At 68.4% G+C, this 19,321-nt stretch carries 19 protein-coding genes; 10 read left to right on the top strand and 9 right to left on the bottom strand.

The genetic code is table 11. The features are described 5' to 3' along the window. The first annotated feature begins 730 nt into the window (after nucleotides 1–730). Nucleotides 731–1,222, top strand: a complete 492-nt coding sequence (locus JOE48_RS08080; RefSeq protein ID WP_312893125.1) for a PAS domain-containing protein — start codon at nucleotides 731–733, stop codon at nucleotides 1,220–1,222. Between the two features lie 36 nt (nucleotides 1,223–1,258). On the opposite strand, the gene JOE48_RS08075 is transcribed toward JOE48_RS08080, so the two are convergent. Further along, nucleotides 1,259–2,011 (bottom strand): Crp/Fnr family transcriptional regulator, encoded by a 753-nt coding sequence (locus tag JOE48_RS08075; protein ID WP_210029096.1) that lies wholly within the window; start codon nucleotides 2,009–2,011, stop codon nucleotides 1,259–1,261. Between the two features lie 309 nt (nucleotides 2,012–2,320). Here JOE48_RS08075 and JOE48_RS08070 point away from each other — a divergent pair, with 309 nt between their 5' ends. Next, on the top strand, nucleotides 2,321–3,304 hold the full coding sequence (locus tag JOE48_RS08070) for a phosphoribosylaminoimidazolesuccinocarboxamide synthase (RefSeq protein WP_210029095.1): 984 nt from the start codon (nucleotides 2,321–2,323) through the stop codon (nucleotides 3,302–3,304). 45 nt (nucleotides 3,305–3,349) lie between these two features. Here the strand turns inward: JOE48_RS08070 and JOE48_RS08065 are convergent, their stop codons facing one another. The 3 genes from JOE48_RS08065 to JOE48_RS08055 form a co-directional block, all read right to left on the bottom strand. Beyond that, the gene (locus tag JOE48_RS08065) at nucleotides 3,350–3,631 is read right to left on the bottom strand and encodes a DUF2312 domain-containing protein (protein ID WP_010681866.1); all 282 of its coding nucleotides are present in this window, start codon (nucleotides 3,629–3,631) and stop codon (nucleotides 3,350–3,352) included. Between the two features lie 55 nt (nucleotides 3,632–3,686). Further along, nucleotides 3,687–4,859 carry an alpha/beta hydrolase gene (locus tag JOE48_RS08060; RefSeq protein WP_210029094.1) on the bottom strand — a complete coding sequence of 391 codons (1,173 nt, stop codon included), beginning with the start codon at nucleotides 4,857–4,859 and terminating at the stop codon, nucleotides 3,687–3,689. A gap of 87 nt (nucleotides 4,860–4,946) precedes the next feature. Then, nucleotides 4,947–6,311, bottom strand: a complete 1,365-nt coding sequence (locus JOE48_RS08055; RefSeq protein ID WP_210029092.1) for an MFS family transporter — start codon at nucleotides 6,309–6,311, stop codon at nucleotides 4,947–4,949. A 449-nt stretch (nucleotides 6,312–6,760) separates the two neighbouring features. Here JOE48_RS08055 and JOE48_RS31035 point away from each other — a divergent pair, with 449 nt between their 5' ends. Both JOE48_RS31035 and JOE48_RS31030 read left to right on the top strand, forming a co-directional pair. After that, nucleotides 6,761–7,282, top strand: coding sequence for a hypothetical protein (locus JOE48_RS31035; protein WP_312893124.1), 522 nt, complete (start codon nucleotides 6,761–6,763; stop codon nucleotides 7,280–7,282). Then, on the top strand, nucleotides 7,279–7,536 hold the full coding sequence (locus tag JOE48_RS31030) for a DUF1236 domain-containing protein (protein ID WP_312893123.1): 258 nt from the start codon (nucleotides 7,279–7,281) through the stop codon (nucleotides 7,534–7,536). Before JOE48_RS31035 ends, JOE48_RS31030 begins: the two co-directional genes overlap by 4 nt. A gap of 58 nt (nucleotides 7,537–7,594) precedes the next feature. On the opposite strand, the gene hrcA is transcribed toward JOE48_RS31030, so the two are convergent. Then, a complete protein-coding gene (gene hrcA / locus JOE48_RS08045) occupies nucleotides 7,595–8,650 on the bottom strand; it encodes a heat-inducible transcriptional repressor HrcA (protein WP_210035639.1) in 1,056 nt (351 codons plus the stop codon). Nucleotides 8,651–8,818: 168 nt separating this feature from the next. On the opposite strand from hrcA, the gene rph reads away from it, so the two are divergent. From rph to hemW, 3 genes are read left to right on the top strand one after another with little or no spacing between them, the layout of a single operon-like run. Continuing rightward, the gene (gene rph, locus JOE48_RS08040; protein ID WP_210029090.1) at nucleotides 8,819–9,532 is read left to right on the top strand and encodes a ribonuclease PH; all 714 of its coding nucleotides are present in this window, start codon (nucleotides 8,819–8,821) and stop codon (nucleotides 9,530–9,532) included. After that, entirely contained in the window at nucleotides 9,529–10,158 is a 630-nt protein-coding gene (rdgB, locus tag JOE48_RS08035; protein ID WP_210029089.1) for an RdgB/HAM1 family non-canonical purine NTP pyrophosphatase, read from the top strand. The genes rph and rdgB overlap by 4 nt, the downstream gene beginning before the upstream one ends. A 38-nt stretch (nucleotides 10,159–10,196) precedes the next feature. After that, complete coding sequence (hemW, locus tag JOE48_RS08030; protein ID WP_210029088.1) at nucleotides 10,197–11,372, top strand: radical SAM family heme chaperone HemW; 1,176 nt, start codon at nucleotides 10,197–10,199, stop codon at nucleotides 11,370–11,372. Here hemW and JOE48_RS08025 read toward each other — a convergent pair whose 3' ends face one another. Continuing rightward, the gene (locus tag JOE48_RS08025; protein WP_210029087.1) at nucleotides 11,373–12,641 is read right to left on the bottom strand and encodes a penicillin-binding protein activator; all 1,269 of its coding nucleotides are present in this window, start codon (nucleotides 12,639–12,641) and stop codon (nucleotides 11,373–11,375) included. 135 nt (nucleotides 12,642–12,776) lie between these two features. Between JOE48_RS08025 and rsmI the strand changes: the two genes are divergently transcribed. Both rsmI and JOE48_RS08015 read left to right on the top strand, forming a co-directional pair. Beyond that, entirely contained in the window at nucleotides 12,777–13,748 is a 972-nt protein-coding gene (rsmI, locus tag JOE48_RS08020) for a 16S rRNA (cytidine(1402)-2'-O)-methyltransferase (protein WP_210029086.1), read from the top strand. Further along, nucleotides 13,745–14,134, top strand: coding sequence for a YraN family protein (locus JOE48_RS08015; protein ID WP_210029085.1), 390 nt, complete (start codon nucleotides 13,745–13,747; stop codon nucleotides 14,132–14,134). The genes rsmI and JOE48_RS08015 overlap by 4 nt, the downstream gene beginning before the upstream one ends. 139 nt (nucleotides 14,135–14,273) lie before the next feature. Here JOE48_RS08015 and JOE48_RS08010 read toward each other — a convergent pair whose 3' ends face one another. From JOE48_RS08010 to JOE48_RS08000, 3 genes are all read right to left on the bottom strand, one after another. Next, on the bottom strand, nucleotides 14,274–14,663 hold the full coding sequence (locus JOE48_RS08010) for a response regulator (protein ID WP_210035637.1): 390 nt from the start codon (nucleotides 14,661–14,663) through the stop codon (nucleotides 14,274–14,276). Nucleotides 14,664–14,935: 272 nt separating this feature from the next. After that, on the bottom strand, nucleotides 14,936–16,057 hold the full coding sequence (locus JOE48_RS08005; protein ID WP_210029083.1) for a L,D-transpeptidase: 1,122 nt from the start codon (nucleotides 16,055–16,057) through the stop codon (nucleotides 14,936–14,938). A 74-nt stretch (nucleotides 16,058–16,131) separates the two neighbouring features. Continuing rightward, nucleotides 16,132–17,067, bottom strand: a complete 936-nt coding sequence (locus tag JOE48_RS08000; RefSeq protein ID WP_210029082.1) for an extensin family protein — start codon at nucleotides 17,065–17,067, stop codon at nucleotides 16,132–16,134. A 177-nt stretch (nucleotides 17,068–17,244) separates the two neighbouring features. Between JOE48_RS08000 and JOE48_RS07995 the strand changes: the two genes are divergently transcribed. Next, nucleotides 17,245–19,314 carry a M3 family metallopeptidase gene (locus tag JOE48_RS07995; protein WP_210029081.1) on the top strand — a complete coding sequence of 690 codons (2,070 nt, stop codon included), beginning with the start codon at nucleotides 17,245–17,247 and terminating at the stop codon, nucleotides 19,312–19,314. Nucleotides 19,315–19,321: the final 7 nt, after the last annotated feature.

Genomic DNA, 19,321 nt, shown 5'->3' with positions numbered 1-19,321 from the left:
ACGCGACAGCCGAGCAGACGATCCCTGACAACGGCGTTGACGTCTCGGCGCCGGCTTCACGCAGCTTTAACGCTGCCGGAAAGCATGTTCGTGAACTGCCCAAGCCGATAACAGCAGCAGCCCGGGTGCCGCCGGACCGGCCGTGGCCTCAGAAATCTTCACCGTCGGCGTTCTGCGCGGTGAGATCTCTAAGGATTAGCCGGCTGGCGGTCCACACGTCGCCGGGATGCAGCCGGCGGAGGGACGATTCCAGCGCGATCCCGCAGTTGCGTCAGAGTCGAAAATATTCCTTTGCTTCAGATTGTCGAATATTCATTTATAGATAAAAATCAAGCCGGTTCCTGCAAACGGCAAAGAGTTTAGATTGATATGAAATATCCATGATTTTGGAATAAATATCTGCCGGTCGAGCAACGGCTTTTATCTTAAGCGGCGACCGGATATATATTTTCCTTCCCCGTCATGGTGTACGGCAAACGCATTGTCGGGGAATATCCATTCGGCTGAGCGCAACAGTCGCGTTCGATTGTGACAAAACTCCTTGATGTCGATTGAAAGCAGTCTAACATGGATCAGCTTTAAGTCGGGAGCCCGCGACACGATGCCAAGGTGGAAGTCTCTCGATGGGTTGCCCCGTCCGCCTACGTTTCCAGGCGTGCCCGATGCACTGGACGTGATCGGCAGCTGGTGCTGGGATGCGGCTTTGGACCGGGCTCGGTCGGACAGGTTCGTGGCACGTCTGTTCGATGTCGATCCGGAGGAAGCCAAGGCGGGTCTGCCGCTGTCCGCCTACGGCGCCGGGATCCATGCCGCGGATCGATCGCGCATCCTGACGACGTTCCGCGAAGCGGCGCGCAACGGCTGGCCGTATGTCACCGAGTTCCGCGTCATCTCGGCGGACGGCGTGCTGCACTGGGTCCTCGTTCGCGGCCGCTTCTCCCACAATCACCGGGGCCGTCCGGCTGGAGGGAGTGGGATCGTGGTCGACATCACCGACCTGCGGACGAACGATAGGGGCCCTGCCTTCACCCAAACCGAGACGGGATTCCTCACCGGAGAGCCGCCCCTCGAACGTGCGGCGGCCGCGGCGATGATCGCCTACCGCGCCATCGATGCTGTTCCCGATCCGGGCCTCAAGGCGCGAGCCGAGGCGCTCCTGTTCGAAATCGGTCGCAAGCTCGCCGCGCAGGAACGCGCAGAGCAGCGCAAGGGGTTCAACTGACGCGTCCCGCCGGCCGGAAAACCCTCTGCTTCCGGCTCAAACAGCATCCCGGTCGCGCAGGTGGAGGTAGGTCGGATCGAATTCGGCGGCCGACATCAAGCCGTCCCAATCATGCACGGTCAGGCGGCGGCTCCGGAGCGTGATCAGGCCGGCCGTCTTCAGATCCCGGATCGTGCGGTTCACGTGAACGGGTGTGATGCCCAGGGCATCCGCGAGTTCGGGCTGGGTCATCGGCATCTCGAAGGTCTGATCCGGCGCCAGCCCGACGGCACCGAGGCGCGTGATCAACTCGCAGAAGAGATGCGCCATCCGCGCGTAGGCGTCACGCCGTCCCGTGTTGAGCATCCACTCCCGAACCAGGGCGGCATCGATCAGAGTCGCGCGCCAGAAGACCTCGTTGAGCCGCGGATGCTGGCGCAGCAACGCGCGCACGGCCTCATGCTGCACGAAACCGACCCGGCACGGGCTGACCGTGGCGATGCTGATATCGAGGATTTCGAGGTAGAGGCTCTGGAAATCCGGCATGTCACCCGGCACATGGTATCCCATGACCTGCCGCTTGCCGGCGGAAGTCGACTTGTAGGTGCAGGCGATTCCGTCCAGCACGGCAAAGCTCCGGGACGGCCGGTCGCCCTCGCGCACAATGTCCTGATAGCCGTCGATCTGCGTCACCAGCATCGGCATGGCCGCGAGCGCAGCCATCTCGGCTTCGCTTGGCTTGAACAGAGCGACACTGTCGATCTTGCGCAGGAAGGGATGCCTGCTTGCCTGCTGCATCTGTACTGTCATCGCTCCTCAGCGGTCAGGCGTCGGCCCTCGGCCGCCGACCACGAGCCGCCGCATCGTGTGCCGCCCTCGGTTAGGATAGGGCTCCGCCGGGACCCCGACCAGAGCACGAAGTCTCGGAGTGCCGACCGCAAGTCGGTGTCACCCGTCTGAAATCGCTTGCCGTTCCGCGTCATGGCTGCGGCCGTGCCGAGTTCGGACGCGTCCTCGGCACCGGCGGCGACGCCTGAGCTTCGGGGCTGGAAATCTTCCGCCCGTCCGCGCACACAGGCAGGGCGGCGCGATCGCCGTACAGCCTGACGGACCGTCCCGATGAACACGGCAGACCTCGCCCCGCACGCGCATCAAGTCCTGCGCGACGCGACCTTGCCGGAGCTGCCGAACCATTACCGCGGCAAGGTGCGGGACAATTACGACCTTCCCGACGGTCGGCGCATCCTGATCACCTCCGACCGGATCAGCGCGTTCGACCGGGCCCTCGCGGCGATCCCGTTCAAGGGACAGGTCCTGACGCAGACCGCCCGCTATTGGTTCGAGCACACGGCCGACCTCTGCCCGAACCACGTGCTGGCCTATCCCGACCCGAACGTCGTGGTCGGCCGCCGGCTGAACATCCTGCCGGTTGAGGTGGTTGTGCGCAGCTACCTCGCCGGCACAACCTCGACGTCGATCCTGACGCGCTACCGGGCAGGCGAGCGCGACATGTACGGCCACCGCTTCCCCGACGGCATGCGGCCGAACGAGCGGTTGCGAGAGGCGATCATCACGCCGACCACGAAGGCCTTCGACGGCGGACACGACGAGCCCCTCACCGAAGGCGAGATTCTGGAGCGGAGGCTCCTGACGCCGGAGCAGTGGCGGACGGTGTCGGCGGCGGCGCTGGCGCTGTTCGCCCGCGGCCAGGCGATGGCGGCAGAGCGCGGCCTGATCCTGGCGGACACGAAGTACGAGTTCGGTACCGATCCGGAGGGTCGCATCGTCCTGGCCGACGAGATCCACACGCCGGACAGCAGCCGCTACTGGTTCGCCGCAAGCTATCCCGAGCGTTTCGCCGCGGGTTCGGCGCCCGAGAGCTTCGACAAGGATTTCGTCCGCAACTGGGTCGTGGCCCGCTGCGACCCGTACAAAGACCCGATCCCCGAGATCCCCGCTGAAGTCGTGCTGGAAACCGCTGCGGTCTACATCCGCGCCTACGAGACGATCACCGGCGCGCGGTTCGTGCTGCCCGACCCGGGCGAGGAGCCGCTCGCGCGCATCCGCGGCAATCTAGTGGCCTATCTCGGCACGACCGCGTAACATCGAGGGGAGCGGCGCACCGGGCGCCGCTCCCTGCCGCTTGCCTCAGGCGGCCTGCGCAATCGGCGCCGGGGAGGGCGCGTCCATGGCGCGCAGGTACACGTCGAGCAGGGTCTCCTGCTCGTCGCGCTCGTCCTTGTCCTGCTTGCGGATCTTCAGGATCTCCTTGAGCACCTTCACGTCCAGGCCCTCACCCTTGGCCTCGGCGAAGACCTCCTTCTTGGCCTCCATCAGGTCCTTGATCTCTTCCTCCAGCCGTTCCACGCGCTCGATGATCGAGCGAATGCGGTCGCCCGCAACGCCCACGGTGTCGGTCATGTCGGTCATGCGTTCCCTCATCGGATGACCGGGACACCCTCGCCGCCACAGGGTAAGCGGCGGGTTAAGGGCGTGGCTTTCCGTCCGGCGTAGCGGTCTGGGACGTGATCCAGCCGATGATCGCGTCGGCCACTTCGTCGCTGTTCGATTCCAGCATCATCATGTGGCCGTTGCCGTGGATCCCCCGCTCGGCGAGCCGCAGCCGGTCCGGTTTCGCGCCGGCCTGTTCCAGGAATGCGCCGGTGCAATCGTCCATCGTGGCGCGGAACGACGCCTCCGAGGTTACAATCACGGCCGGCACCTTGGCGAGGTTCGGCAGGGTCCGGACCGGCTCGGCCTGGAGCCAGCACCGGATCTTGTCGGGCGCGGCGGCGGTCTCGGCCTGGACGACGGTGAGATCGGCAGGCTTGCTCACCGGGGGCTCGAAATGAAGCGGCACCCGCGTGATGCCGTAGGGCCGGGCCCGCGAATCGCCCACGCGCTCGTACCAGGCGTCGCCACCCTTGAAGCGGATGTCATAGAAGGTCGGCCCATTCGGCTCCACGGCGACGTGCGCCTTCACGAGATCGGGCCGCTGATCGGAGACCGCCCAGCCGAACACGCCGGCCTGCGAGTGCGTCAGGAGGATCGCCGGTCCGGTCTTCTCCAAGAGCGCGATCAGCGCCGGATCGACCAGCTCCTCGCTCTTGAGGGCGCTGGCGATGTAGGGCACCTGCGAGAGGTAGAACTGATCGAAGGCAGCGTTGCCGCGCACGCCCGGGCCACCCGGCCATTGCGTGTGCAGCTTGGCCTGCGGATAGAGCCCGGATCGCTCCTGCCCGGTGAATACGGTCTCCAGATCCTCGACTGGTAACCGGGCATAGGGACCGTAGGTCTCCGGGTCGCCGCCCGAGCGTCCGCGACCGACTTGATCGACCACATAGACGGCAAAGCCCTTGGCGGCGAAGCGGTCGGCCCAACCAGGACGGCCGTCGGGCGTGCCGAGAAAGTTGGTCCCGGTTTGAGCGGTGCCATGCACCATGACGATGGGATAAGGCTGCGTAACCCGCTCCGGCGCGCGGTAGGTCACGTACATCTGGCCGGAAGCGGTGGTCTTGTCCTTGGCGGCTTCGTAGTGGCCGCCGACGAAGAAGTAGCCCGCACGCTGCGTAGGCTTGAACGGCTCGGCTGCTCGAACCGGCGCGCCTGCGGCGAGGCACAGGAGAGTCAGGGCGCCGGCAAAGGCGGTCTTGCGCATGGTTTCCTCCCGCGGGCGTCTGGCGCGCCCGACGGGTGGCATATCAGCGGGAAAGATCCGGCTGGTCCAGCCGGATCCTGCACGCGATCAGGCGTGGGCGAAGCGCGGCTTCTTGCCGAGCGCCTCTTCGACGGTGCCGGCGCCGTCGAGATAGCCGTGCACCTTCGGGTTCGGCATGATCAGCGAGGCTACGAAGGCGATCGCCATCAGCACGGTCACGTACCAGAAGAACGTGCTCTCCATGCCGTTATCCTTGAACCACAGCGCCACGAACTCGGCGGTGCCGCCGAAGGTCGCGTTGGCCACCGCGTAGGAGAGCCCGACGCCGAGCGCGCGCACGTTGGTCGGGAACAGCTCCGCCTTCACGATGCCGCTGATCCCCGTGTAGAACGACACCACCGCCAGCCCGAGGGTGATGAGCGCGAAGGCGAGATAAGGGTCCTTGTTGGTCCCCAGAGCCGTCATCAGCGGCACGACCATCAGCGTGCCCAACCCGCTGTAGAGCAGCATGTTGGCCTTGCGGCCGATCCTGTCGGACAGCGCCCCGAAAATCGGCTGGATCGCCATGTAGACGAACAGGACCACGGTCATCACCTGCGACGCCGAGGTCTTCGGCATCCCGGCGGTGTTGACCAGGTATTTCTGCATGTAGGTCGTGAAGGTGTAGAAGCTCAGGGAGCCGCCGGCCGTGTAGGCCACGACGACCAGGAACGCCCGCCAATGCTTGGCCAGCGCGGAAAAGGTCCCGGCGGTCTCCTTGTCGCTGTTGTCCTTGGTCTCGGCCAGCGAGCGCCTGAGATAGAGCGCCACGACCGCCAGGCCGGCGCCGATGAAGAACGGGATGCGCCAGCCCCATGCGGTGAGTTCAGGCCCGGTCATGACCGTCTGGAGCAGGACCAGGACCAGCGAGGCGAGAAGTTGCCCGCCGATCAGCGTGACGTACTGGAAGGATGCGAAGAATCCGCGCTGCCCCTTGATGGCGACCTCGCTCATGTAAGTCGCCGAGGTGCCGTACTCCCCGCCGACCGACAGGCCCTGGAGCATGCGGGCGAGCAGTAGCAGCACCGGCGCCAGGGTGCCGACATGCTCGTAGGTCGGCAGGATGCCGATCAGGAGCGATCCGAAGCACATCATCAGCACCGAGATGACCATGGAGGTCCGGCGCCCGACGCGGTCGGCGATGCGGCCGAACAGCCAGCCGCCGATCGGCCGCATGAAGAAGCCCACGGCGAAGATGCCGGCGGTCTGGAGCAGCTGGCTCGTGGAATCGCCCTTCGGGAAGAAGGCCGGCGCGAAGTAGAGGGCGAAGAACGCGTAGCAGTAGAAATCGTACCACTCGACGAGATTGCCCGACGACGAGCCCACGATCGCCCAGATGCGCCGCTTCCGATCGGCTGCGTCGCTGAGGGCGCCCGGTGCGATACCGATCGTATCGTCTCGCGAGGCGGACATGGCGTCTCCGTCAATCACGTTTTCGGCCGGCGACAAGCCGGGCTCTTCTTTGCAGGGCGCGACGTTACAGGTGATGACCGTGATCGCAAGTCCGTGAGGGGACTTAGCCACGACCCGTCGCAGCAAGTGTCACCGCCTTCGAGCTGTCCGGGTGGGCGATTCCTGCATGATCCGAGCGCCGCTTGCCGCGCCCATGAGCCCGGGTCCCGCTCCCCGGCTCCGGGATGACGGGAAGGCTGAGATCGCCGCCAGAGGCGTTCCCTCTGACGAGGACGCGACGGAACAGTTTGGCCCGGGGGCTCGTTGCGGGGCCGGCGCGGGCGTCAAGGGCGCTCCAACATTGCCAGGAGGAGATGCCATGAAGCGGATTCTGAGAGACACGGTGGCGGCCGCGATCGTCGTCGCGGGAGCGGCGACCGCGTTCGCGCAGGGCGGCCCTGGCGGCGGCGGTGCGGGCGGAGGCCCCGGCGGCGGCGCTGGCGGCGCTGGCGCCCCTGCGGCAGGCGGCGCGGGACCGGGCGGCGGCGGGCGCGGCGGTGCCGGCGGAGCCGAGGGCGGGATGCGCGGACCCGGCGCGGCGGGTGCCGACGGCGGCGCGCGCGGCGCGGAACCCGGTGGTCCGGCCGGTCGTGGTGCGGAAGGCCCGGGTCGCTCCGGCGGCGCGGCCGAGCGCAACGGACCTGGCAATGCTGGAGCCGGCGAGCGGGGCGGCCGCGACGGCGGTCCTGCCGGCGAGCGTGGTGACCGCGATGGTGCTGGTCCGAACCAGGGCGGCCGCGGCCCGGCTGGCGAGCGGGGCGGCCGCGAAGGCGGTCCCGCCGGCGAGCGCGGTGACCGCGATGGCGCCGGTCCGAACCAGGGCGGCCGCGGCTCGGCTGGCGAGCGCGGCGGCCGTGACGGCGCACGGGATGGAGCGCGCGAGGGCGCGCGCGGCGGTGTCCGCGGTGGTGGGTCTGCCCGCGGCGCGGTGAACCGCCTCGATACGCGGCAGCGCACCGAGTTCCGCAGCTCGATCACGCGCCTCGGCGTGTCGCCGCTGCGCGACGTCGCCTTCGGTCTCGCCGTGGGCACCGCAATCCCGCGTTCGGTCACCCTGCATCGGCTGCCGCCGGCGATCGTCTCGATCGTGCCGGAATACGAGGGCTACGAGTTCGTCCTCGTGCGCGACGACATCGTGATCATCGACCCCGACACCTACGAGATCGTGGACGTGATCCCGGCCTGAGCGCCGCCAACCGTCGTCCGATCGACGCGCCGGGCGGGATTCAATCCTGCCCGGCGCGTCACCGACCGCCGTCGAGGAGCTTCGACACCACCCGCGCGGTGTAGTCGACCATCGGCACGATGCGCGCGTAGTTCAGCCGCGTCGGGCCGATGACGCCGACGACGCCGACGATCTGCTGCGACCCGTCGCGGAACGGGGCCGCGATCAGCGACGAGCCCGAGAGCGAGAACAGCTTGTTCTCGGAGCCGATGAAGATACGCACGCCCTCGCCGCCCTCGGCCCGGGCCAGAAGGTCGATGACGTCCTTCTGGGTTTCGAGGTCATTGAACAGCAGCCGGATGCGCTCGAGATCCTCGACCGCGCGCAGATCGTCCAGCAGGTTGGCCTGCCCGCGCACGATCAGCTGCCGCGCTTCCGTCGGGCCGACCGGCGTCGCGAGCCCGGCATAAACCAAGCGCTCGGTCAGCGCGTCCAGCTCCCGCTTCATCGCCTTGCGGCCGGCCTCAATCTCGGCGCGCAGCAATCCGAGGGTGCGGCCCTGGAGCCGGGCGTTGAGGTAATTGGTGGCCTCCTGTAGCGCCCCCGTCGGCAGGCCTGGGGGCAGGTCCACCAGCCTGTTTTCCACGGAGCCGTCATCCGAGACCAGGATGACGAGGGCGCGGGCCGGGTCGAGGCGCACGAACTCGATATGCTTCAGGTTGACGTTGGCTTTCGTGGTCAGCACCACGCCGGCCCCGCGCGAGACACCCGACAACATGGTCGAGGCTTCGGCCAAAGCCGACTCGAAGGTGTGGCCCGAAGCTGCGGCCCGCATCTGCGCCTCGATGCGCTGCTGCTCGTCCTGGCTGACATCGCCGAGTTCGAGCATCGCGTCGACGAAGAATCGCAGGCCCAGCTCGGTCGGCAGCCGGCCGGCCGAGGTGTGGGGGGCGAAGATCAGGCCGGAATGCTCCAGATCCGCCATCACGTTGCGAATCGAAGCCGGCGACAGCGCCATCGGGAGGATGCGGGCAAGATTGCGCGATCCCACCGGCTCGCCCGTCGTGAGGTAGCTCTCGACGATCTGCCGGAAGATTTCGCGCGCGCGTTCGTTCAGTGCGGCAAGCGCCTGCATGGGTTGGCTGTTTGAAACTCTGGGGTGGGGATCTGTCACGCGGTCATCCTGTGGTCCGATCATGTCCGTCCAACACGCGTGGATCAATCCATACGGCGATGCTTGCTCGCGGTGGCGTGGCGGCCTAAGAGCCCGGCCCTCGACTTCTCACCACAGAAGGGGCCCGCGATGCGGCCTTCCAAGCGTGCCGCCGACGAGTTGCGGCCCGTGAGCCTGGAGCGCGCTGTCTCGCGCTACGCCGAGGGTTCCTGCCTCGTCAGCTTTGGCAACACCCGGGTGCTCTGCACCGCCTCGTTGGAGGAGCGCGGTCCCCCCTGGCTGCGCGGTTCGGGCAAGGGCTGGGTCACGGCCGAGTACGCCATGCTCCCGCGTGCGACCCACGAACGCACCCGCCGCGAGGTCGGTTCCGGTAAGCCTTCGGGCCGGACGCAGGAGATCCAGCGGCTGATCGGACGCTCTCTGCGGGCGGTGACCAACTTGCCGGCCCTCGGCGAGCGTCAGGTTACAATCGATTGCGACGTGATCCAGGCCGACGGTGGCACCCGGACCGCCGCGATCACGGGTGCCTGGGTGGCGCTGCACGATTGCTTCGCATGGATGCGGACGCGCTCGATCATCTCGGTCGATCCGCTTCGCGACCACGTCGCCGCCGTATCCTGCGGCCTGTACAAGGGTACGCCGGTTCTCGACCTCGATTACGCCGAGGATTCTGCGGCCGAGACCGACGCCAACTTCGTGCTCACCGGCCGGGGCGGCATCGTCGAGGTGCAGGGCACCGCCGAGATGGAGCCGTTCTCGCAAGATCAGCTCCTCGAGCTGCTGCGGCTCGCCCGCGCCGGCACCGACCGGCTGGTCGCGCTCCAGAAGGAGGCGATCGCGTGAGCCGGCGGCTGACCGGCAAGGTGGTGATCGCCACCCACAATGCGGGCAAGCTCGCCGAGATGCGCGAGCTGCTGGCGCCGTTCGGGATCGAGGCCGTCTCGGCCGGCGAACTCGGCCTCCCGGAGCCGGAGGAGACCGGCACGATGTTCGCCGAGAACGCCGCCATCAAGGCGACGGCCGCAGCCGACGCGACCGGGCTTCCGGCCTTCGCGGACGATTCCGGCCTGTGCGTGAACGCCCTCGACGGGGCGCCGGGCATCTTCTCGGCCCGCTGGGCCGGGCCGACCAAGGATTTCACCGGCGCCATGGCGCGGATCTTCGCCGAGCTGGACCGGCGCGGCGCGGCGGAGCGCCGGGCGCATTTCGTCTCGGCGCTGGTGCTCGCTTGGCCGGACGGCCACACGGAGCTGTTCGAGGGCCGGGTGTTCGGCGAGCTCGTCGCGGCGCGGGGCTCGGCCGGATTCGGCTACGACCCGATCTTCCGGCCAGACGGGCATGAGCGCACCTTCGGCGAGATGACCGCGGACGAGAAGCACGGCGTCGATTGGCAGAAGGGCGCGGGGCTCTCGCACCGGGCCCGGGCCTTCGTCGATCTTAGCCGGGCGTGCCTCGCGCCCGCGTCCTGATTGCCAAACGGGACGCGGGCGCTCACATCCCGGCGATCATGACACCGACCGGCCCGGACCACCCGACCCGCGATGCGGGCTTCGGCATCTACCTGCACTGGCCCTTCTGCGCGGCGAAATGCCCGTATTGCGACTTCAACAGCCATGTCCGCCACGGGGGCGTGGACGAGCCACGCTTCCTCGACGCGTTCCGTGCCGAGATCGCCCACAATGCCGCGCGCACGCCGGGGCGCACCGTCACCAGCATCTTCCTGGGCGGTGGGACGCCTTCGCTGATGCAGCCCGCGACGGTCGCCGGATTGCTCGAAGCCGTGGCGGCCCACTGGAGCGTGGCGCCCGACGCCGAGATCACCCTGGAGGCGAACCCGTCGAGCGTCGAGGCCGGCCGCTTTCGCGGCTACCATGCGGCCGGCATCAACCGCGTCTCGCTCGGCGTGCAGGCGCTGGATGACGCGTCCCTGCGGACGCTCGGCCGACTCCACGACGTGGCGCAGGCGCTGGCGGCGATCGAGGTCGCCCAGGCGGTTTTCGCGCGCACGTCCTTCGACCTGATCTATGCCCGCCCCGGCCAGACGCCGGCGGCGTGGCGGTCCGAGCTGGGCGAAGCCCTGGCGCGGGCGGCCGAGCATCTGAGCCTCTATCAACTGACCATCGAGCCGGGTACGCCGTTCCATGGCCTCGCCGCCGCCGGCAAGCTGGTCACCCCGGACGACGAGACCGGCCGCGTGCTCTACGACGTGACACAGGATCTCTGCGCCAAAGCCGGCCTCCCAGCCTACGAGATCTCGAACCATGCCAGGCCGGGCGCGGAATCGCGCCACAACCTGCTCTACTGGCGTTACGGGGAATATGCCGGCATCGGCCCCGGCGCCCACGGGCGGCTGGTCACGGAGCACGGGCGGATCGGCACCGTCACCGAGCGGTCGCCGGAGGGGTGGCGCGCGAAGGTCGAGCGCGACGGTCACGGAATCGTCGAAACCGAGACGCTCGCACCTGAGGATCAGGCGGACGAGTTCCTGGTGATGGGCCTGCGGCTCGTCGAGGGCATCGACCCGGATCGCTATGCCGCGCTGAAAGGGCGTCCGCTCAACGGCAACCGGATCGGGATGCTGGTAGGCGACGGGTTGCTGGAGCGGCGCCCCGGCGGCCGCATCGCGGCGACCGCGCGCGGTGCGCCCGTCCTCAACGCCCTGGTGGCGGAACTCGCGACCTGATCAGATACCCGGCTTGGCCAGCACGCGGGGTGCGGGGCTCACGACGGGCGCGGCGTTGTTGCGGATCTCGAAAATCGCCAGAGCGCGCTCGCTCTGACCATCCGGGCGGAAGCGGAAGGTACCGTCGACCCCGGCGAAGCCGGATCCGCTGGTGAGAGTCGTCTCGGCGAAGCGCTGCGAGCCGTATTGGCGCGCCAGGGCAGCGGCGAGCGTCACCGCGTCGTAGGCCAGCGAGGCAACACGTGGTGGAACGCTGCCGAAACGGGCTTGGTAGCGGCCGCTGAAATTCGAGAAGCCGCTGCGGTCCGGCGAAGCAAAGCGCCCGCCTTGAAGGGCCGGCAGGGCGAACAGGCCCGGCTCGTTCCAGAGCGCCGTTCCTATGGGACGGACCCGACCCGGCGAGAATCCCGCCTTCGTGAGGGCGAGCGCGACGGCCGGCATGGCCTCGGCCGTCTCCGGGATGAACAGCGCGTCCGCGGTGGCGGCCGGGCCCGTGATCACCCGCGCCAGGCGCTCGACTGCAGGGCCGGGCGCGCCCGCCGGATAGCGTTCGACCGCGGCGACGCGGGCACCCCGGCGGGCGACGACCTCCCGGAACTCGGCCTCGACGGCGTTGCCGTAGGCGGTCTCGGGGATCAGGGCCGCGAAGGAGCGTTTCCCGCCCGCGACGGAGTCCTCGATAATGCGATCAACCTCGGGCTGCGGGAGGAAGCTCAGAAGATACACGCCCCGGCTGGCCACCGTCGCGTCCGTGGAGAAGCCGATCACCGGTTTGCCGGCCGTCTTCGCCACGTTGGCGGCGGCCTGCACGCTGCCCGCGAAGAGCGGGCCGAGAACGATCTCGGAGCCCTGACGCAGCGCGTTCTGCGTCGCGTCGCGGGCACCGTCCGGCGTGCCCCGGTCGTCCTCGACCAGGATCGTCAGGTCCGGCTGTTGGGCCTCATCATAAGCGAGCTGCGCCGCGTTGCGCAGGGCGTTGCCCACCGTAGCGCCCTGACCGCTGAGCGGAAGGACCAGCGCGACCTTGACGCCGCCCGTCCCAATACGCTGGCCCGCCAATGCAGCCGGCGTGGCCGAGATGGCCGGAGTGGCCGCAGCAGGCGCCTGCGGCAGCTCCGCCGGCGGAGACAAGTCGGCCTGCGGGATCGGCCGGCGACGGACGGCGTCAGTGCCGAGGCAGCCACCAAGTGGCAGCAGCGCGGCGCACAGCGCAGCGGTTACAGCGGTGACGCGCACGAGTCGGTCCCGCGCACGTGTCGGACGCGCCATGGCGCGGACTCCTCAGGGCCGGCCTCGGAAATCTGAGGGCCGGCCCGGAAAATGTAAACGCACGGACGAAGACTTGCCCCCGATCCCGTTGTCCTGCCGCGACGAGAAGCGGGCAGTGTGGCAAGATCGCCGACGATGACCCGAAGATTCGATGCCCCGGGGGCCACGGCCCCGACCAGAACCCCATCTCAGAAGCCCAGGACCGATCGTCCGCGCACCAACACCTTCACGGCCTTCGGGCTGGCGAGCGAGGCCGAAAAGCTGTCGCCGGGCCTGCACATCGTGGCGACGCCGATCGGCAACCTGCGCGACATCACGATCCGCGCCCTGGCTACCCTCGCCGCCGCCGACGCCGTGCTCGCCGAGGACACCCGCGTGACCCGCACGCTGTTGGCCCATTACGGCATCACCACGCCCCTTCTGGCCTACCACGAGCACTCGAACGACGCGGTGCGCGAGCGGATGGTTGCCCGCCTCCAGGCGGGGGAGGCGCTCGCCCTCGTGTCCGATGCCGGCACGCCCCTGGTCTCGGATCCCGGATACAAGCTCGTTCAGGCTGCGATCGAGGCCAGCATTCCGATCACGCCGGTTCCGGGGCCGTCGGCGGTGATGACGGCCCTCGTGGCGGCAGGCCTGCCGACCGACCGCTTCTTCTTCGAGGGCTTCCTGCCCCAGAAGGCCGGAGCGCGTCGCAACCGGCTGGAGGCGCTAGTCCAGGTGCCGGGGACGCTCGTCCTGTTCGAGTCGCCGCACCGCCTGCCCGAGATGCTGGCGGACGCTGCTGCGGTCCTCGGGCCGGACCGCCCGGCGGCGGTCACGCGCGAATTGACGAAGCTCTACGAGACGGTCCGGCGCGATACGCTCGGCTCGCTGAGCGACCGCTTCGCCCAGGATGGCCCGCCGAAGGGTGAGATCGTCGTCATCATCGGCGCCGCCACGACGCCGGAGCGGACGGCCGAGGGCGATGCCGTGCTCGACGCGCTGCTCAGGACGGCGCTCGAGCGGCACTCGATCAAGGACGCGGCGAGCCTAGTGGCCGACGAAACCGGGCAGCCGCGGCGGGTGGTCTATACCCGGGCGCTCGCGCTCGCCCGAGGCGAGGAATGAGGCGTGTTCTGCCCAACCACGCCGACCGGCGCCGCGCCGCGTACAGGCGCGGCCATCGCGCCGAATGGATCGCTCTGGGGAGCCTGATGCTCAAGGGATACTGGCCGATTGGCCGGCGCGTGAGCATCGCGGGGGGCGAGATCGATCTGGTTGTCCAGCGCTGGAACACCATCGCGTTCGTAGAGGTGAAGGCGCGGACGCGGCGCGACGAAGCCCGAGAAGCGATCGATGCGGCCAAGCGGCGCCGCTTTTCGCGCGCTGTCCGCGCCTGGGTCGGCCGGAACACGTGGTGTGCGGGGATGACCTTCCGGGCCGATGCCGTGTTTGTCGGCGCGCGCGAATGGCCGGCGCATGTCGCCGACGCTTTCACGATCGAAGGTCTGTGAGGAAGGGGACGCCGAGCCAAGCGTCGCATTCACGGCGTCAGCAAGCCAGTACGAGGTCCTGGCAAATCGGCGGCTCGGGCGTCCGAGCTGCGCAGCGCGGCCTCGGGACGACGAACCGAACCCGATAAAGACCGTCCCGTCAGCCGCGCGCGGCCCGGATCGCGCCGATCAGCGTGCGCTTCAAATCGGCCTGGCTGAAGGGCTTCTGGACAACTGGCCTGTCACGAAACGGCTCGCGGATGCCGGCGCCGCCATAGCCCGTGGAGAAGACGAGCGGCAGATCGCGCTTCGCAATCGCCTCGGCCACCGGGTAGATCGGTTCACCCGCCACATTCACGTCGAGAATGGCGACCTCGAAGATCTCCTGAGACGCCATCTCCAGCGCCGACGATAGGCGTGCCGCAGGGCCCACGACGGCGCAGCCGAAATCGAGAAGCATGTCCTCGAGCAGCATCGAGATCGCCGCTTCGTCCTCGACGACGAGGACGCGAATGCCATTCAGAACGTCATCGTTTGAGTCAGCAGTCACGCCGGGCGGTCTTCCCTTGGAACGCCCCCGTCGCCGGGGGTCTTGCCGTGCGGTTGATCTCCCCGCGCGCACCGCCTGAACTGCGCCGGGCGGGACCGAAGCAGTTTCGACGGAACGATCCACGAGGTGACCTGTGGCGTCGCCCGTAATGCGTAATGTGTCAAGCGCTCGCGAGCCGTGCCGAGGCCATTCGGGGTACCTATGTTAACTGATGATACATTTTTGACCGTATCGAAGCGAAACGGTCCCATCTCGCGGATGAACCCGGACGCTCAATCGTCCTTGAAGGTGACCTTGGCACCCCGTGCGACGCGCGTTGCGAGGTCGCGGGCATTCCAGTTCGTGAGCCGGATGCAGCCGTGGGACTCGGTCTTGCCGACCTTCTCGGGCTCCGGCGTTCCGTGGATACCGTAGCTCGGAATAGCCAGATCAATCCAGACCACTCCGACCGGGTTGTTCGGCCCGGACTGAATCGTGAATTTGTGCTGCGCTTTCACGCCCTTGAACGCGTATTTCGGATTGTAGGTGTAATCGGGGTCGAACGCGACGCCCTTCACCTTGGTCTCGCCGCTCGGAGCGGGTTTCTCGGTACTGCCGATCGAGGCGGGATAATAAGCGATCAACTTTCCGTCCGCCCCGAGCGCGCGAACATCACGGCTGGTCTTGTCCACCTCGATCCGTTCGACCTTGGGCTCCTGCGGAAGGTCCTTGCCCTTGGGCTTGTCGAGACTCATCGGATCGACCGCCGCCACCACGATGGTCGTTCCGGTCTTGTCGAGCGGCTTGCCGGGGTTGAGCGCGCTGACGAGGTCGCGGCTCATGTGGAAGCGCTCCGCCAGCATCTCCCGGGGATTGGTGTAGCCGAGTTCCTTTAGATCGGCCTGCTCTTCCATCTTCGGCGGGATCTTGTCGACGTAGGGTCCCGCGGTGTCGGCATCCGTGAGCGTGTAATCCGTCACCGCCGGCTTGTCGCTCGTGGCCTGGAGCTTGTCCCAGACCTCAGGTGTCAGATCCTGTGTGGCGGGCAAGCCTTGCGCCACGGCAAAGGCCGAGAGCGCGTGCTGATAATTCTCGCCTTTCCGGCCGTCGATCGCGCCGGGCGAGAAATGGGCCCGGTCGAGCAGCACCTGGGCCTTCACGATCAGGGGGGTGGGCTTGTCGTCGGTCGACTTGGACTTGCGTCCGGTGCCGGACTTCTTCGCCGCAGCTTTGCTTGCGTCAGCCTGATTGCCGCCCTGCGGCGCCAGGGTTGCGCCGTTGATCGCATCCGCGGTCAGGGTAGGCGCCTGATCCTTCCTGGAGACCTTCTTCCCCGACCGAGCGTCCGCCGCCGGCGCGACGAGGCAACTTGCCACGAGAGCCGCGCAGACCGGCCGCCAAGGTTTCGGGATCATCGACGTCGCATTCTCCGGGAGCGGGACACTCCGGTCGCAAAAGCGATGAGCCGGCGGGAACGTTCCACGGACCGTCACTCACAAAGGCGATGGCCCGCGTTGCGCTCGCGCTCGTCGAGGTGGAAGTGGTTCGCGTGGGCCGCGTTCGTGCCGGGCCCCAGGACCGTCCGGAAGAATCCGCAGGCCTTGCCGCGAATGGCAGCGAGGAACTGCGCCTCATCGGAACCCTCAGCCATCGCCTTGACCGGGATGCTGGCGCGCCCCGCGAAGGTGAAGCCCATCACGTCGGCCGCGTTTGCGAAGGCGTGCTCGCTGAGCTTGGCGTCCAGATCGTGGTTCTGGCCGCGGCACACGTACGATCCTCCGAGTTCGAGACCGGTCAGCGGATGCTTGAGCGCGCGCTCGGCCTCGACCTGAACCTCCGTGACCCAGCGCGCCAGCGCCTCGGCCGCCCGGCAGGTCAGCGTCGCGCCCTGCGGCAACGCCACGCCGTCGGCAAATTTGGTGACCTTCAGCGGAAGCGGGGCGGTGCATTGACCTTCGGCGATGGGCGTCAGCGGCTCGAAATCGACCCCGAGGCGCTTGAGGCGGGTGCGGCAGGCGGTGTCGTCCGGTGGCGCGACCTTGAGGGTCAGAGCCGCCCCGCCGGACAGTTCCGGCGGCCGTCCGGGCGGTGTCGGCGGCGGCGTCGGGATCTCGGGCTTGGCACCGTCTGCGCCGCCCAGGGGCTTGGCTGTGTCCTTGGCTGCATCCTTGGGTGCGGACGCGGCAGGAGGCGTCAGCTCCGCCGGACGCGCGGGCGGCACGGGAGGCCCCGCCTCTGCGGGCGCGAGCGCCGGCTTCAAGGTATCCGGCCTTTCGGGCGGCACCGGCGGCGGGATCGGAACGGTTGCCGCCGGACCCTCGGCAGCGCGGCCCGCGGAAACCGGCATCGCGGCGAGCCCCAGACAGAGGAGGCCGCGGGCGAGGAGGCTCGCGGAGTGGCGGATCGGCGGCGAACGTCCTGGCATGAGGCCTCGAAGCTTAGGCGTGGCCCGGTGGTAACGAGCGAGAAGCCATTCGGATCGCTCGGCCGGTTGACGCGCGCGCCGAACCGACCACTGTATTTCGGATCGCGGTCGCGAACCCCACCTCGTCGGATTGACGTGGCGTGGCCTCCTGCCGCCAAAACGCACCTTGAGGAATGCATGCCGGATGCAGCTGATGCCGGGCTTCTGAGCCTGCCGCAGGACAACCCGTTCCGGGAGGCGCAGTGGACGACGCCGCACGGCCTGCCGCCGTTCGAGCGGATCCGGCCGGAGCACTACATGCCGGCGTTCGAGGCTTCGCTCGCCGCCCACGCCGCCGAGATCCAGGCGATCGCGACCGATCCAGCGGCGGCGACCTTCGACAACACGGTAGGCGCCATGGAGCGGGCCGGTCACGCCCTCGAGCGGGTCGCAGGCGTTTTCTACAACTTGACCGGCAGTCACACGAATCCGGAGTTGCAGGCGATCGAGCGGGTCATCGGGCCGAAGCTCGCCCGGCACGGGAGCGCGATCTACCTCAACGCCCAGCTCTGGGCGCGCATCTCGGCGGTCGAGGCCCAGGGTCTGGGCCAGGAGGAGCGCCGTGTCCTCGATCGCTACCGCATCCGCTTCCGGCGCGCCGGGGCCGAGCTCGGTCCGGACGACAAGGCGCGGATCGCGGAGATCGCCGCGCGCATGTCGGAGCTGGGAACGCAATTCAGCCAGAACCTGCTCGCCGACGAGAGCAGCTTCACCCTGCCATTGACGGGTGAGGACGACCTGGCGGGCTTGCCGCCGTTCCTGCGCGCGGCGGCCGAGAGCGCCGCCCGGGAGCGGGGGCTCGACGGGCATGTCATCACCCTGTCCCGATCGCTGATCGAGCCGTTCCTGGTCTTCTCGACCCGCCGCGACCTGCGCGAGCGCGCCTACGCAGCCTGGACGCACCGCGGGGAGAACGGCGGCGCGACCGACAACCGCGCGATCATCGCCGAAATCATCGGCCTTCGCGCCGAGCGGGCGCGGCTCCTCGGCTTCGAGAGCTTCGCGCATTTCGCCCTCGACGACACGATGGCGGCGAGCCCCGATGCCGCAACGGGCCTGCTTCGCGACGTCTGGACGCCCGCTCGGACCCGGGCGACAGCCGAGCGCGACCGCCTTCAGGCGACGATCCAGGCGGAGGGTCACAACTTCGCCCTTCAGGCGCACGATTGGCGGCACTACGCCGAGAAGGTGCGGCGTGCCGAACACGACCTCGACGAGAGCGAGATCAAAGCGTACCTGCCGCTGGAGCGGATGATCCAGGCCGCCTTCGATACGGCCTCGCGCCTGTTCGGCCTGACCTTCTCAGAGCTGTCCGACGTTCCGCGCTACCATCCGGATGTTCGGGTCTGGCGGATCGGCAATCCGGACGGCTCCGAGGTGGGCTTGTTCCTGGGCGACTATTTCGCCCGCGCCTCAAAGCGGTCCGGCGCCTGGATGAGCGCCTTCCGCTCGCAGGAGCGTCTCAACGGCACGATCACCCCGATCATCGTCAACGTGATGAACTTCGCGAAGGCGCCTGAGGGAGAGAGCACGCTCCTGTCCTTCGACGATGCGCGGACGCTGTTCCACGAATTCGGCCATGCCCTTCACGGCCTCCTGTCGGACGTGACCTACCCGTTGCTCTCCGGCACCGCCGTCTCGCGCGACTTCGTCGAGCTGCCCTCCCAGCTCTACGAGCACTGGCTGGAGCAGCCGCAGGTTCTCCGGGCCCATGCCCGTCACCACCGCACCGGCGAACCGATGCCGGACGCCCTGTTGCAGAAGCTGCTGGCCGCGCGGACCTTCAACCAGGGCTTCGCCACCGTGGAGTACACGGCCTCGGCAATTGTCGACATGACGCTGCATCTCTCGGCCGAGGGCGAGGCGGGGCTGGACGTGCCAGCCTTCGAGGCCGAGGCGCTGCGCCGGATCAGCATGCCGGCCGAGATCAGCATGCGGCATCGGACGCCGCATTTCGCCCATATCTTCTCGGGCGACGGCTACGCGGCCGGCTACTACAGCTATCTCTGGTCCGAGGTGCTCGACGCCGACGCGTTCGACGCCTTCCGCGAGGCCGGCGACATCTTCGATCCGGAGACCGCGAAGCGCTTGCGCACCTTCGTGTACGGCGCCGGCAACCTCCGGGACCCGCGCGAGGCCTATACGGCGTTCCGCGGGCGGATGCCGAGCATCGAGCCGCTGCTGAAGAAGCGGGGACTTGCTGCCTGATCCGCAC

Origin of the sequence: Methylobacterium sp. PvR107, from assembly GCF_017833295.1 — a bacterium.
Taxonomy (GTDB): Bacteria; Pseudomonadota; Alphaproteobacteria; order Rhizobiales; family Beijerinckiaceae; genus Methylobacterium.
Note: the sequence above shows the minus strand (reverse complement) of the source record. Positions and strands in the feature narration are given on the sequence as shown.